Consider the following 13897-nt stretch of genomic DNA (forward strand, 5'->3'; position numbering starts at 1 on the left):
GCACCCGGCGCGCAGTAGCCTGACGGCATGGACGATCCGGCCGACGATCTTCTCTTCACCTACGGCACCCTGCAGTACGCCGAGGTGCAGCTGGACACGTTCGGACGCCTCATCGCCGGCGAGCCCGACGTGCTCCCGGGCTACACGATCGACTACGTCGAGATCGAGGACCAGCGCGTGGTCGACCTCTCCGGAGCCTCCGTGCATCCCGTGCTCCGCGAGACGGGCAACACCGTCGACAAGGTCGTCGGACGGGTGCTGCACCTCACGGCCGACGAGATCGACGCCGCCGACGAGTACGAGGTGTCGCTGTACCGCCGCGTCCGGGTGAGGCTCGGCAGCGGCCGGACCGCGTGGGTGTACGTCGGCTGATGGCGCTCTCCCACGATCCGCTCTGGCCGCGCGCGGGCGACTGGCCCACGATCGGCGAGCTCGCCGCCGGTGATCGCCTCGACGCCGCACTGCTCGGCGCCCCCGCCTTCCGCACCTCGCTGTCGCCCACCGGGGCGCACGCGACGCCCGCGGCCGTGCGCGACGCGCTCCGCCGCTTCAGCCCGACGCTCATGGGTCCCCCGCCCGTCGACCTCGCCGACGCGCTCCGGCTCGCCGACGCGGGCGACGTCGCCGACCCCGACGGTCCCGACGGAGAGGCACTGCTGCGTGCGCGCGTCGGCGAGCTGCGGGAGCGCAGCGAGCTGGTGATCGCGATCGGCGGCGACAACTCGATCACCTACGCGGCGGCCCAGGGCGCGGATGCCGCCGGTCTCATCACCCTCGACGCCCATTTCGACCTGCGCGACGGCGCGTCCAACGGCTCTCCCGTGCGGCGGCTGGTCGACGACGGGCTCGATCCGCGCCGCGTCGTCCAGGTCGGCATCGCCGACTTCGCCAACTCCGCCGCCTACGCCCGGCGCGCCGCCGACCTCGGCATCCGGGTGATCACCCTCGACGAGGTGCGGCGCCGCGGGATCGACGACGTGGTGACGGAGGCGCGCGAGATCGCGGGACGCGGGGGCGGCGGCATCCACCTCGATGTCGACGTCGACGTGTGCGACCGCGCGGTGGCGCCCGGGTGCCCGGCCTCCGTGCCCGGCGGGCTGCAGGCGTGGGAGCTGCGGGCGCTCGTGCGCGGCATCGCCGCCACCCCCGCGGTGCGCAGCGCCGATATCGTCGAAGTGGATGCCACGGCCGACGCCCCCGACGGGCGTACGGTGCGGCTGGCCGCCCTGTGCGTGCTGGAACTGCTGACGGGCCTCCACACACGAAAGGTGTCTGCATGACGACGCTCGTCCTCGTCCGCCACGCGAAGAGCGACTGGGGAGATCCCGGCCTCGACGACCACGACCGCCCCCTCAACGCCCGCGGCCTGCGCGATGCGCCCGCCCTGGCGGCGCGCCTGGCCGGCACCGGCATCCGGCTCGAGGCCATCCTGTCGTCGACGGCGCTGCGTGCCCGCACGACGGCATCCTTCTTCGCCGAGGCGTTCGGCCTCGACGCGGAGCTGGACGGCGACCTGTACGGGGCTGCGGCGGCCACGCTCCTGCGGGCGGCCGCCGACCGCGGCGTTCCGGCCGTCATGGTCGTCGCGCACGACCCGGGGATGACCGCGCTCGCGGAGCGGCTCTCCGGCGGCGGGATCGGTCATATGCCGACCTGCGCCGTCGCGACGTTCGTGTGGGCCACCGACGACTGGGATGTCGCGACGGCGACGGATCCGGAGCAGTGGAGCTTCGACCGCCCCTGACGCGACGGGGCGCAGGGCGTTTCGACTCGCGGCGCGGCCGCTCGCTCAACGACCGGGGGGCAAGACGGGGCAGGGCGTTTCGACTCGCGGCCGCGCCGCTCGCTCAACGACCGGGAGTGAGACGGCGCAGGGCGTTTCGACTCGCGGCGGCGCCGCTCGCTCAACGACCGGGAGCGAGACGGGGCAGGGCGTTTCGACTCGCGGCGCAGCCGCTCGCTCAACGACCGGGAGGCGGACGGGGCGCGGGGCGTTCGACTCGCGGCGGTGACCGACCGGGAGCGGACGAGGGTGGGACCCGGACGTTGAGCGAGGCGCGCAGCGCCGAGTCGAAACGCCTAAACGATCAGCTCCCCGCCTCGGTAGACGGCGCGCACGAGCGGCACCCCCGGGCGGTACGCGAGGTGGGTCCGCGTCGGCGCGTCCAGCATCACCAGGTCGGCCCGCGTCCCGAGGGCCAGGGTGCCGACGTCATCGCGGTCGAGGGCCCGGGCACCGCCCGCCGTCGCCGCCCACACGGCCTCGGCGACCGTCATCCCCATCTCGCGCACGGCCAGCGCGATCATGAGCGGCATCGAGCTCGTGAAGCTCGTGCCCGGGTTGCAGTCGCTCGCGAGCGCGACCGTGACTCCCGCATCGATGAGCCGTCGCGCATCGGGGTACGGATGCCGGGTCGAGAACTCCACACCGGGCAGCAGAGTCGTGACGACCCCGGCCTCGGCCAGCCGGGCGACGTCGTCGGGGTGCAGGTAGGTCGCGTGGTCGAGCGAGAACACGCCCAGCTCCGCCGCGATCCGCGCCCCCGGACCGTGTCCGAGCTGGTTGCCGTGCAGCCGGGTGCCGAGACCCGCGGCCGCGCCGCCCCGCAGGATGCGGCGGGTCTCTTCCGCGGTGAACGCGCCGCGCTCGCAGAACACGTCGATCCACCGGACGTACGGGCCTACGGCGGCGAGCATCGGTCCGCAGACGAGGTCGACGTACGCCGCACGGTCGTCGACGAACTCGGCCGGCACGACATGAGCGCCGAGAAAGGTGACCTCGTCCGTCACCTCCCGGGCCAGGCGGGCGAGCCGCGCCTCGCCCTCCACCGTGAGGTCGTAGCCCGTCTTCACCTCGAACGTGGTCGTCCCCTGCGCGTACAGCTCCGCCGCGAGGCCGGCCAGTCGTGCCCGCAGCTCGTCGTCGGATGCCGCGCGGGTCGCCGCCACCGTCCGTCGTATGCCGCCCGCGGCATAAGGTTGTCCGGCCATCCGCGCCTCGAACTCGTCCGCCCGGTCGCCGGCGAACACGAGGTGCGTGTGGCTGTCGACGAAGCCCGGGAGGATCGCGCGGCCGCCGGCGTCCACGACCTCGACCTCCGGCGTCGCCCCTGTCTGCGGCGCATCGAGACGCGGCTCTTCGGTGCCGCGGCCGACCCAGGCGACGCGCCCGTCGACGACGGCGAGGGCGGCGCCGCGGATCAGTCCCGTGGGGTCGCGGGGGTCGTCGCCGAGCCCGGTCACGTTCGTCGTCAGCTCGCCGATGCCGGTGATCAGCAGCGTGCTCACGGGGCGGCATCCCCGAGCATCGGAACGATCAGCCCCCGCTCGCGGGCGACCTCCCGCGCCCGGTCGTAGCCGGCGTCGACGTGGCGCATGACACCGGTGCCGGGATCGTTCGTCAGCACCCGCGCGAGCTTCTCCGCCGCCAGGGCGGTGCCATCGGCGACCGTGACCTGGCCGGCGTGGATCGAGCGGCCGATGCCGACACCGCCGCCGTGGTGGATCGACACCCACGACGCCCCCGACGCCGTGTTCAGCAGCGCGTTCAGCAGCGGCCAGTCGGCGATCGCGTCGGAGCCGTCGGCCATCGCCTCCGTCTCGCGGTACGGGGAGGCCACGGAGCCGGCGTCGAGATGATCCCGGCCGATCACGATCGGGCCGGCGAGCTCCCCCGAGGCGACCATCTCGTTGAACCTCAGTCCGGCGAGGTGGCGCTCCTGGTAGCCGAGCCAGCAGATCCGGGCGGGAAGCCCCTCGAAGTGCACGGTCTGGCCCGCCTTGTCCAGCCAGCGGCGCAGCGCCGCGTCCTGCGGGAACAGCTCGGCGACCGCGCGATCGGTCTTGGCGATGTCCTCCGGATCGCCCGACAGCGCCACCCAGCGGAACGGTCCCCGACCCTCCGCGAACAGCGGGCGGATGTAGGCGGGCACGAAACCGGGGAAGGCGAAGGCCCGGTCGTAGCCGCCCAGCTCGGCCTCCCGGCGGATCGAGTTGCCGTAGTCGAACACGGCGGCCCCGGCATCCTGGAACCCGACCATCGCCTCCACCTGCGCAGCCATCGCGGCGCGGGCGCGCACGGTGAAGCCCTCGGGGTCGGATGCCGCGGCGTCCTTCCAGGCGGCCACGCTCACCCCGATCGGCAGGTAGGCGAGCGGGTCGTGGGCGCTGGTCTGGTCGGTGACGATGTCGATCGGCGCGCCGCCCGCGTGGCGGCGTCGCAGGAGCTCCGGGAAGACCTCGGCGGCGTTGCCGACGAGACCGACCGAGAGCGCCTGCCCCGCCGTGCGGGCCGCGACGACGCGCGCCAGCGCCGCGTCGAGGTCGTCGGTGTACTCGTCGAGGTAGCCGTGTGCGACTCGGCGCTCCAGCCGCGACGCGTCGACGTCGACGATCAGCACCGCTCCCCCGTTGAGGGTCACCGCGAGGGGCTGCGCCCCGCCCATGCCGCCGGCACCGCCCGTGAGGGTCAGGGTGCCGGCGAGGGAGTCGCGCCCCAGCGAGCGGGCCACCGCGGCGAACGTCTCGTACGTGCCCTGCAGGATCCCCTGGGTGCCGATGTAGATCCACGATCCGGCGGTCATCTGCCCGTACATCGTGAGCCCGAGCTCCTCGAGCCGGCGGAACTCGGGCCACGTCGCCCAGTCGCCGACGAGGTTCGAGTTCGCGATGAGCACGCGGGGTGCCCACTCGTGCGTGCGGAAGACGCCGACCGGCTTCCCCGACTGCACGAGCAGCGTCTCGTCGGGCTCCAGCTCGTCGAGGGTGCGGACGATCGCGTCGTAGGCCTCCCACGACCGGGCGGCGCGCCCCGTGCCGCCGTAGACGACCAGGTCCTCCGGATGCTCCGCGACCTCGGGGTCGAGGTTGTTCATGAGCATCCGCTTCGCGGCCTCCGCTCCCCAGCTCTTCGCCGTACGCTGCGCTCCGCGCGGGGCACGGATCGGGCCGCGCGGCGAGGCGGCCGCGCCGGTGTCGGCGGCGGCGGAGTCGGGGGTCTCGGCGTGGGATGTCATCGTGGATCTCCTTCGATCAGGCCGGGTGGGCGGAAGTGGCGAACGCGGCCGCGGCGACCTCGCCGGAGAGCACGAGTGCCGTCGCGGTCTCGAGGTCGGGGCTGACGAACCGGTCGGGTCCGGGGCCGGCGACACCCGCCGCGCGCACCCGGTCGCGCACCGCGGCGGTCGCCGGCCCCGGGCGCAGCGGGGCGCGCAGGTCGAGGGCGCGGCATCCGGTGACGAGCTCGATCGCGAGCACCCGAGCGAGCCCGTCGATCCCCCGGCGGAGCTTGCGGGCCGCCGACCACCCCATCGACACGTGGTCCTCCTGCATCGCCGACGAGGGGATCGAGTCGACGGATGCCGGGACAGCCAGGCGCTTGAGCTCCGAGACGATGCCCGCCGCGGCGTACTGGGCGATCATGAGGCCGGAGTCGACGCCCACCTCGTCGGCGAGGAACGGGGGCAGGCCGTGGCTGCGCGTGCGGTCGAGAGCGCGGTCGGTGCGCCGCTCGGCGATGGAGGCGAGGTCGGCGACGGCGATCGCGAGGAAGTCGAGCACGTACGCCACCGGCGCACCGTGGAAGTTCCCGTTCGACTCGACGCGGCCGTCGGACGTGACGACGGGGTTGTCGATCGCCGAGGCGAGTTCGCGGGCGGCGATCGCCCGCGCGTGCTCGACGGTATCGCGGGCCGCACCGTGCACCTGCGGTGAGCACCGGAGGGAGTAGGCGTCCTGTACCCGGGTGCAGACGGCGGGGTCGCGGTGGCTCGCGACGATCGGCGAGTCGGCCAGGAGCGCGCGGAGATTGGCGGCGGAGGCCGCCTGCCCGTGCTGCGGACGCAACGCCATGAGGTCGGCGGCGAAGACGGCGTCGGTGCCGAGCTGGCTCTCGATCGAGATCGCCGCGGTCACATCGGCCACCGCGAGCAGGTTGTCGAGATCGGCGAGCGCGAGCGCGAGCATCCCCAGCATCCCGTCGGTGCCGTTGATGAGCGCGAGTCCTTCCTTCTCCTCGAGCACGAGCGGGGCGATGCCCGCGGCGTCCAGGGCGTCGGATGCCGGGACGAGGGCGCCCGCGGCATCGCGCACCTCGCCTTCGCCCAGGGCGGCGAGGGCGATGTGCGACAGCGGCGCGAGGTCGCCGGAGCAGCCGAGCGAGCCGTACTCGCGCACCACGGGGGCGATGCCGGCGTTCAGCATCGCGACGTAGGTGTCCACGACGACCTCGCGCACGCCGGTGTGTCCGGTCGCGAGGGTCTGCAGCCGCAGGAGTTGCAACGCGCGGACGACCTCGCGCTCGACCTCGGCGCCGGTGCCGGCGGCGTGGGAGCGGATGAGGCCGGCCTGCAGCTGACGACGCCGCTCGGGGGCGATGAACGTCGTGGCCAGCGCGCCGAACCCGGTCGAGATGCCGTAGTGCGGCTCGGGGTCGCCCGCCAGCCGCTCGACGAGCCGGCGCGCGTCGCGGATGCGCGCGGCGGCGGCGGGTGCGAGCTCGACCCGTGCGCCGTGGCGCGCCACGGCGAACACGTCGGACACCTGCAGGGGGCGCTCTCCGACGACGACGGAGCCCGCCTCGGCCGGGCCGTCGTGGGGGCGGAGGGGCAGGGCGGTCGCGTCGGGCGGTGTCGTCATGCCCCGATTCCATCGCGGCGACGGCGCGCCGAACAGGGGGCTGTGGCAATCTGTGTCTGTGATCCCAGACACATCGGTGAGCGCGCCGCAGGTGCCGGCCGCCGATCAGACGTTGCGCATCCTGTCGTACCTCGGGCGCCAGCGCGGACCGGTGGCGGCGCGGACGATCGCCGAGACGCTCGGCATCGCACGCTCGAGCGTCTACCACCTGCTCGCGGCGATGGCCGAGCACGGCTTCGTCGTGCACCTTCCCGACGAGCGGCGCTGGGGCCTGGGCACGGCCGCGTTCGAGCTGGCCGGCGGCTACGCGCGCCAGCAGCCGCTCGCCCGGCTCGGCCGTCCGCTGGTCGCCGCCCTGGCCGACCGCTGGGGCGAGAGCGCCCATCTCGCCGTCATGACGGGACGCGACGTGCTGTACATCGTGGAGGAGCGCGCGCCGCGACGGCCGGCGCTCATCACCGATGTCGGGGTGCGTCTTCCGGCCCACCTGACCGCGACGGGGCGCGCGATGCTCGCCGCTCTCCCCCGCGAGCAGGTGCGAGCCCTCTACCCGGATGCCGCGGCTTTCGCCGACCGCACCGGGCGCGGCCCGCGCCGGCCCGGCGAGCTGCGCGACGTGCTGCGGCGGACGCGCCGGCAGGGGTTCGCCGACGAGGACGGCGAGGTGACGCTCGGCTTCCGCTCCGTGGCGGTCGCCGTGCACGATCACGCCGAGTGGCCCGTCGCCGCGATCGCGATCACGTGGCCCGCCGACTCGGCGCACGACGCGGCATCCCTCGCTCCCGCCGTGGCCGTCGCGGCGGGCGAGCTGCGGCGCCGCCTCTACGGCTGAGCGCGGCGCGGGCCTCAGCGCACGACGAGGCGCGGCTCGACCAGCACGTGCGCGCGGCCCGGCTCGGCGTCGCGCGGGTCGATCGAGGACGCGCCGCCCAGGAGCAGGTCGAGCGCACCGACCGCGACCTCTTCGGGCAGCTGCTCGACGCTCGACAGCCCGAGGGCCTCGACCGCGGGGGTGTTGTCGAAGCCGACGATCGGCAGCCGCGGGCGCCCGGCGGCGACGGCGGCCAGGTGCGCGCCGACGGCGAGCGAGTCGCTGACGCAGACGAGCGCGTCGATGTCGTCGCGGGCGACGACCGGGGCGGCGATGTCGCGCGCCCGCGCGACGTTCTCCTCGCTGGTCAGGCGTACGGGCGCCCAGGTGCTGCCCGCGTCGGCGGCGGCGAGGGCGCGGCGCCAGCCGCTCTCGCGATCGTCGCCCGTCGCCGACCCGGCCGGCCAGCCGAAGAACGCGACCCGCGCCCCCGCCGTCGCGAGGGCGTGCGTCGTGGCCTGGGCGGTGCCCGCGGCCCCGTCGACGTCCACCCAGTGATGCGTCGGCGCGCCGACGTCGTCGCGCCCCCACGGCCTGCCGAACGAGACGAACGGCACGCCGCGGGCGAGGAGCCACTCGGCGCGCGGATCGCCGGGGAAGGTGCCCGTGATCACGACCGCGTCGATCTCGCCGCCCTCCCGCAGATCGCCCATGCGGCGGATCTCCTCGTCGGGCGTCCGGGCGGCGTAGAGCATGACGCGGAGCCCGCGCTCGCCCGCCTGCTCGGTGAGCGCGTGCACGAAGCGGTCGAGCACCACGCCGGAGATGCCGCCCGCGTAGGGGTCGAGGTGGATGCCGATCGTCGAACTGCGTCGCGTGCGCAGCCGGCGCGCCGAGGCGTGGGGCGCGTAGTTCAGTCGCGAGATGGCATCGGTGACGCGCGCCCGCGTCTCCTCCCGCACGATCTGGGGCGAGTTGATGACGTTGCTGACGGTCTGTCGCGAGACGCCGGCGGCGCGCGCGACGTCCTCGATCGTCGCCGATCTGTTCACGCGGACCTCCCTTGACGCTCTCGGCATCCTCGTCTATCTTTTCAAGCATCCCACAATTTGAACGATCAAATGATCGATCCAACGGCGGACCGTTTCGACGTTCCGACACCGGGATGGCACCATGAGGCCGCGCCGGAAGGCGCAGGCCACGCGATCGAAGGAGATGCGATGAAGCGACAGACAGCACGGACGCTGCTCGCGGCGGGAGGCCTGGCCGTTGCCACGAGCCTGCTGCTGACCGGCTGCGGCCAGGGATTCAGCGGGTCGGGATCGGCCGGCTCGCCGAGCGCGGGCGACCTGACCTCGTCCGACAAGCCCTTGACCATCATGATCGGCTCGTCCGGCGACGCCGAGACCACGGCGGTGCAGGATGCTGTGGCCGCCTGGTCGTCGTCGTCCGGCGTGTCCGCGTCGGTGGTGGCCGCCACCGACCTCGCCCAGCAGCTGTCCCAGGGCTTCGCCGCCGGCTCGCCGCCGGACCTCTTCTACCTCAGCACCGACCAGCTCGCGGGCTTCGCGAGCAACGGGTCGCTCAAGGCCTACGGCGACCAGCTGAGCAACAAGGACGACTTCTACCCGTCGCTCGTGAAGAACTTCACCGTCGACGACACGTTCTACTGCGCCCCCAAGGACTTCTCCACGCTGCAGCTCGTCATCAACGAGAACCTGTGGACGCAGGCGGGACTGACCGACGCCGACATTCCGACCACGTGGGACCAGCTCGCAGAGGTCGCCGCGAAGCTCACGAACGGCACCACGAAGGGACTCGTCTTCGGCGGCGAGTACGCCCGCCTCGGCGCCTTCATGGCCCAGGCCGGCGGACGGCTCGTCTCGGAGGACGGCACGACCGCCGAGGCGAACAGCGACGCCAACGTGGCCGCGCTCACCTACGTGCAGCAGCACCTGCAGGACGGCACCTTCGCGTACGCCTCCGACGTGGGCGCCGGCTGGGGCGGTGAGGCGTTCGGCAAGCAGCTGGGCGCCATGACGATCGAGGGTAACTGGATCACGGGTGCCCTCGGCGACTACCCCGACGTGAAGGCCAAGGTCGTGGAGCTGCCCGCCGGCAGCGCCGGCAAGGGCACCCTGCAGTTCACCAACTGCTGGGGCATGGCCGCCGACAGCCCCAACCAGAAGGCCGCGCTCGACCTCGTCGAGTACCTGACGAGCGCCGAGCAGCAGCTCGCGTTCTCGAAGGCGTTCGGCCCGATGCCGTCGGTGCAGTCCGCCGCCGAGACCTGGAAGAGCGACAACCCCTCGCTCGTCGCGTTCCTCGACGGCGCCGACTATGCGCAAGGCGTTCCCACCAACAAGGGCGCCGCCGACGTCATCAAGGACTTCAACGCGCAGCTCGAGTCGCTGAAGACGGGCGACCCGAAGAAGATCCTCGACTCGGTGCAGTCCAACCTCGAGGCCGTCGTCGGCTGATCATGTCCGCCGCTCCCGTCGCTCCGGTCGCGACGCCCCCGCGTCCGGTCTCGCCCCGGCATCCGCGCTCGCGCGGAATCCGCCGCGGCGAGGCCGGCGCGGGCTGGCTGTTCGTGTCGCCCGTCATCCTGATCCTCGGCGTCTTCCTGCTCGTCCCCGTGCTGATGGCGCTCTGGGTCAGCTTCTCGGACTGGTCGGGGCGCGGCAGCCCCCTCTCCCCCTCCGTCGGCTTCGTCGGCCTGGACAACTACGCCGCCATCACCACCGGCGGCGGGCTCGCCGAACGCGACTTCGGCACGGCGCTGCGCAACAACGCGTGGTACGTGCTGCTCGTCGTCCCGCTCCAGACCGTGCTGTCGCTGTTCCTGGCCGTTCTCGTCAGCCGCCGGATCCTGCGCGGTCGCGGCTTCTTCCGCACCGCGTTCTACTTCCCGTCGGTGACGAGCTCGGTCGCCATCACCGTGCTGTGGCTGTTCCTCTTCTCCTTCGCGGGTCCCGTCAACCAGATCCTGTCGGCGATCGGGCTCGCCGCCCCCAACTGGTTCAACGACCCGCGCGGCATCGTCCACGTCGCCCTCGGCGCGCTGGGCGTGTCGAACGGACCCGACGCGCTCACCGGCAGCGGCCTCCTCGGCGTCTCGTGGTGGGACTGGCTGTCCGGCCCGTCCGTCGCGATGTCCGCGTTCGTCCTCATGGCGGTTTTCACGACCAGCGGCACCTTCATGCTGCTGTTCATCGCGGCGCTGCAGAACATCGGATTCGAGCTCACCGAGGCCGGCATGATGGACGGCGCGAACGGCTGGCAGCGCTTCTGGCACATCACGCTCCCGCAGCTGCGCCCGACGCTGTTCACCGTGATCACGCTCGGCCTGATCGGCTGCTGGCAGGTGTTCGATCAGATCTACACCGGAACCCAGGGCGGCCCGGCCAAGACGACCGTGACGCCCGCCTACCTCTCGTACACCTCGGCCTTCCAGAACCAGGACTGGGGCGTGGGCGCCGCGATCGCGTTCATCCTCTTCCTGATCATCATCGCCTTCACGCTCCTCCAGCGCTGGGTGCTGCGGGACCGGCCCGTCTCGAAGCGGCGCATCCGCGCCTACCAGTCGCGCGCAGCCTCGGCATCCGGTGCGGCCTCGTCCTCGTCCTCGTCCTCGAAGGAGGCCCGATCATGACCACCACGCTGACAACCGTGGAGGTGCAGGCCGCGGCATCCGCACCGCCGCCGCGCCGACGCCGACGGCTGACGCCGCGCAGCGTGACGGGGCAGGTGCTGCTCTACGGCATGCTCGCCGCGCTGGCGATCGTGTACATCTACCCGTTCCTCGTGCAGGTCGCCACCTCGTTCAAGACCGAGCCGGATGCCGCGGCGGACCCGATCTCGCTCATCCCCGCCACCTTCTCGACGGCGGCGTACGAGCGGCTGTTCCTGCACAGCGACTTCCCGCTCTGGTTCGCGAACTCGGCCGTGGTCACCGTCTGCGTGACGGTCGGGCGCGTGTTCTTCGTCTCGCTGGCGGGCTACGCACTGGCCCGCCTGCGCTTCCGGGGACGCGGGGTCGTGTTCGCGCTCGTCGTGGCCGTGATGGCGGTGCCGACGGTCGTGCTCCTCATCCCCAAGTTCCTCGTGCTCAACCAGCTCGGCCTCTACGACTCGTACGCGGGCATGATCCTGCCGCTGCTCGTCGACGCGGCAGGCGTGTTCATCATGAAGAACTTCTTCGAGTCGATCCCCGACTCGGTCGAGGAGCAGGCGCGCATCGACGGCGCCGGCACCTTTCGCGTGTTCTGGTCGATCGTGCTTCCGATGGCACGACCCGCCCTGATCACGATCGTGATCCTGTCGTTCCAGGGATCGTGGAACGAGCTGAGCCACTTCATCGTGTCGACCCAGTCGCCCGAGCTGACCACGCTGACCAAGGGCGTCGCCTCGCTCGCGTCGGGCCAGCTCAGTCAGGGCACGCAGTACCCCCTCAAACTCGCGGCCGCGGCGATCATGACGATCCCCGTCGCCGTGATCTTCTTCCTCTTCCAGAAGAAGATCATGAACACCAGCGAAGGAGCAGTGAAGGGATGACGGCCGGCTTGCAGCCATTCCTCTCCGACCGGATCGTGGCGCTGACGGCGCCCACGCAGGCCTGGTCGGGCCGTGACGGCGACATGGGATCCGCCGTCATCGACGGCATCTACCACGGCGACACGCGTTTCGTCCGGACGCTCCGCGTCGACTACGCCGCCGCGGACGGGACCTATCTCGCCCCGGAGCACGTCGCGACCGACATCGTCGGCGCCGGGCACGTCCGCATCGACGCGCTCCTCCGCGGCGTCGACGACCCCAGCCCCGACCCGAAGGTGCGCCTCGTGCGCGAGCGCCGGGTGGCCGACGGCACGATGTCCGAGACGCTGACCGTGTGCACTCACCTCGAGAAGCCCGTGCGCGTCCGCCTGCGCGTGCGCATCGGCATCGACATCGGCGCGCTGCAGGAGGTCAAGGCGGGCACGCCGACGGGCGATCCCGGCGACCCCACCGTCACCGAGGCCGGTGTCACCGCCCGGCGGGGCGGAGCGACGCTCGAGATCGACGCTCCGGAGGCGGCGATCGACCTCGCCGACGGCGGAGAGATCACGCTGGTCTGGGACCTCGACGGCGAGGGACGCGACGCGGCGAGCGTGTCGTGGACCGCGCGCCTCGACGACCGCTCACTCGTGGTCCGCGGCGCCCGGACTCCCGCGCCGTGGCCGCGTCCGATCGCCCCCGCGGGAGCCGACCCCCGGCTCCAGCGCTGGCTCGACCGCGCGCTCGACGACCTCCGTGCCCTCCGCCTCGCGCTCCCCGACGCCCCCGACGACGAGTTCTTCGCGGCCGGCGCACCCTGGTTCTTCACCCTGTTCGGCCGGGACTCGCTGTGGGCGGCGCGCCTCATGCTGCCCGTGGATGCGACCGTCGCGGCCTCCACGCTGCGCGTCCTGGCGCGACTGCAGGGCACGCGGGACGACCCCGCCACCGCGCAGCAGCCCGGGAAGATCATGCACGAGCTGCGCGCGTCCACGCTGTCGATGCCCGGGGAGGGCATCGTGCTGCCGCCGCTGTACTACGGCACCGTCGACGCGACGGCGCTCTGGGTCACCCTCCTGGCCGATGCGGCCGCGCAGCTGCCGGCCGCCGAGGTCGAGAGCCTGCTGCCCGCCCTGGAGAGCGCGCTCGGCTGGATCGTCGCGTCCGCGGAGCGATCGGGCTTCCTCGAATACGTCGACGAGACGGGCCACGGACTGTCGAACCAGGGCTGGAAGGATTCCGGCGACTCCATCCAGTGGCAGGACGGCACGCTCGCGAACGGCCCGATCGCGCTGTGCGAGGTGCAGGGCTACGCCTACGAGGCGGCGCTCGGCGGGGCCGCACTCCTCGACCGGTTCGGGCGTCCGGGCGGCGGGGAGCTGCGGGACTGGGCCGCGGGGCTCAAGCGCCGCTTCGCCGCGCGCTTCTGGGTGACCACGCCGTCCGGACGCTTCCCCGCGATCGCCCTCGACCGCGACGGCCGACCGGTCGACACACTGACCTCGAACATCGGCCACCTCCTCGGCACCGGCATCCTCCACCCCGACGAGGAGAAGGCCGTCGCCGACCTGCTCGTCGACCCGCGGATGTCGTCCGGTTTCGGCATCCGCACGCTATCGACCGATGCCGGCGGCTACTGGCCGCTCAGCTATCACGGCGGAAGCGTGTGGATCCACGACACGGCGATCGTCGCGCGCGCCATGGCGCGCGCGGGTCTGCACGACCACGCGCGCCGAGTCGTGGCCGAGATGCTCGCCGGCGCGGAGGCCTTCTCCTACCGCGTGCCCGAGCTGTATGCCGGCGACGGGGCGGACGAGGTGTCGGCGCCCGCACCGTACCCCGCCGCGTGCCGCCCGCAGGCGTGGACGGCGGCGGCGGCCGTCACGGCGTGGGAGGTGCTCCGCGCGGACTGAG

Annotated in this window: 12 protein-coding genes; 8 read left to right on the plus strand and 4 right to left on the minus strand. The window is 73.0% G+C overall.

Features of this window, described 5'->3' with window-relative positions:
- Positions 1-27: 27 nt before the first annotated feature.
- From KY498_RS05720 to KY498_RS05730, 3 genes are read left to right on the plus strand one after another with little or no spacing between them, the layout of a single operon-like run.
- Entirely contained in the window at positions 28-372 is a 345-nt protein-coding gene (locus KY498_RS05720) for a gamma-glutamylcyclotransferase family protein (RefSeq protein ID WP_101305964.1), read from the plus strand.
- Positions 372-1280 carry an agmatinase family protein gene (locus KY498_RS05725; RefSeq protein ID WP_191008292.1) on the plus strand — a complete coding sequence of 303 codons (909 nt, stop codon included), beginning with the start codon at positions 372-374 and terminating at the stop codon, positions 1278-1280. The genes KY498_RS05720 and KY498_RS05725 overlap by 1 nt, the downstream gene beginning before the upstream one ends.
- The gene (locus KY498_RS05730) at positions 1277-1744 is read left to right on the plus strand and encodes a histidine phosphatase family protein (protein ID WP_061782155.1); all 468 of its coding nucleotides are present in this window, start codon (positions 1277-1279) and stop codon (positions 1742-1744) included. Before KY498_RS05725 ends, KY498_RS05730 begins: the two co-directional genes overlap by 4 nt.
- A gap of 335 nt (positions 1745-2079) precedes the next feature.
- Here KY498_RS05730 and hutI read toward each other — a convergent pair whose 3' ends face one another.
- The 3 genes from hutI to hutH are packed head-to-tail and all read right to left on the minus strand — an operon-like array spanning position 2080 to position 6636.
- The gene (gene hutI, locus KY498_RS05735; RefSeq protein ID WP_061782111.1) at positions 2080-3288 is read right to left on the minus strand and encodes an imidazolonepropionase; all 1209 of its coding nucleotides are present in this window, start codon (positions 3286-3288) and stop codon (positions 2080-2082) included.
- On the minus strand, positions 3285-5015 hold the full coding sequence (locus KY498_RS05740; RefSeq protein WP_191008291.1) for a urocanate hydratase: 1731 nt from the start codon (positions 5013-5015) through the stop codon (positions 3285-3287). The genes hutI and KY498_RS05740 overlap by 4 nt, the downstream gene beginning before the upstream one ends.
- Positions 5016-5031: 16 nt before the next feature.
- Positions 5032-6636 carry a histidine ammonia-lyase gene (gene hutH, locus KY498_RS05745; RefSeq protein WP_191008290.1) on the minus strand — a complete coding sequence of 535 codons (1605 nt, stop codon included), beginning with the start codon at positions 6634-6636 and terminating at the stop codon, positions 5032-5034.
- Positions 6637-6688: 52 nt separating this feature from the next.
- Here hutH and KY498_RS05750 point away from each other — a divergent pair, with 52 nt between their 5' ends.
- Positions 6689-7468, plus strand: a complete 780-nt coding sequence (locus tag KY498_RS05750; RefSeq protein WP_061782109.1) for an IclR family transcriptional regulator — start codon at positions 6689-6691, stop codon at positions 7466-7468.
- Between the two features lie 14 nt (positions 7469-7482).
- On the opposite strand, the gene KY498_RS05755 is transcribed toward KY498_RS05750, so the two are convergent.
- Positions 7483-8499, minus strand: coding sequence for a LacI family DNA-binding transcriptional regulator (locus KY498_RS05755; RefSeq protein WP_223849518.1), 1017 nt, complete (start codon positions 8497-8499; stop codon positions 7483-7485).
- Between the two features lie 168 nt (positions 8500-8667).
- Here KY498_RS05755 and KY498_RS05760 point away from each other — a divergent pair, with 168 nt between their 5' ends.
- From KY498_RS05760 to KY498_RS05775, 4 genes are read left to right on the plus strand one after another with little or no spacing between them, the layout of a single operon-like run.
- Complete coding sequence (locus tag KY498_RS05760) at positions 8668-9927, plus strand: extracellular solute-binding protein (protein ID WP_191008289.1); 1260 nt, start codon at positions 8668-8670, stop codon at positions 9925-9927.
- Positions 9928-9929: 2 nt separating this feature from the next.
- Positions 9930-11102, plus strand: a complete 1173-nt coding sequence (locus tag KY498_RS05765; RefSeq protein ID WP_223848890.1) for a carbohydrate ABC transporter permease — start codon at positions 9930-9932, stop codon at positions 11100-11102.
- Positions 11099-12004, plus strand: coding sequence for a carbohydrate ABC transporter permease (locus KY498_RS05770; protein WP_060960020.1), 906 nt, complete (start codon positions 11099-11101; stop codon positions 12002-12004). Before KY498_RS05765 ends, KY498_RS05770 begins: the two co-directional genes overlap by 4 nt.
- A complete protein-coding gene (locus tag KY498_RS05775; RefSeq protein WP_191008288.1) occupies positions 12001-13896 on the plus strand; it encodes a glycogen debranching N-terminal domain-containing protein in 1896 nt (631 codons plus the stop codon). The genes KY498_RS05770 and KY498_RS05775 overlap by 4 nt, the downstream gene beginning before the upstream one ends.
- The last annotated feature ends 1 nt before the right edge of the window (position 13897 follow it).

It is taken from the genome of Microbacterium sp. PAMC21962, from assembly GCF_019443465.1.
GTDB lineage: Bacteria > Actinomycetota > Actinomycetes > Actinomycetales > Microbacteriaceae > Microbacterium > Microbacterium hominis.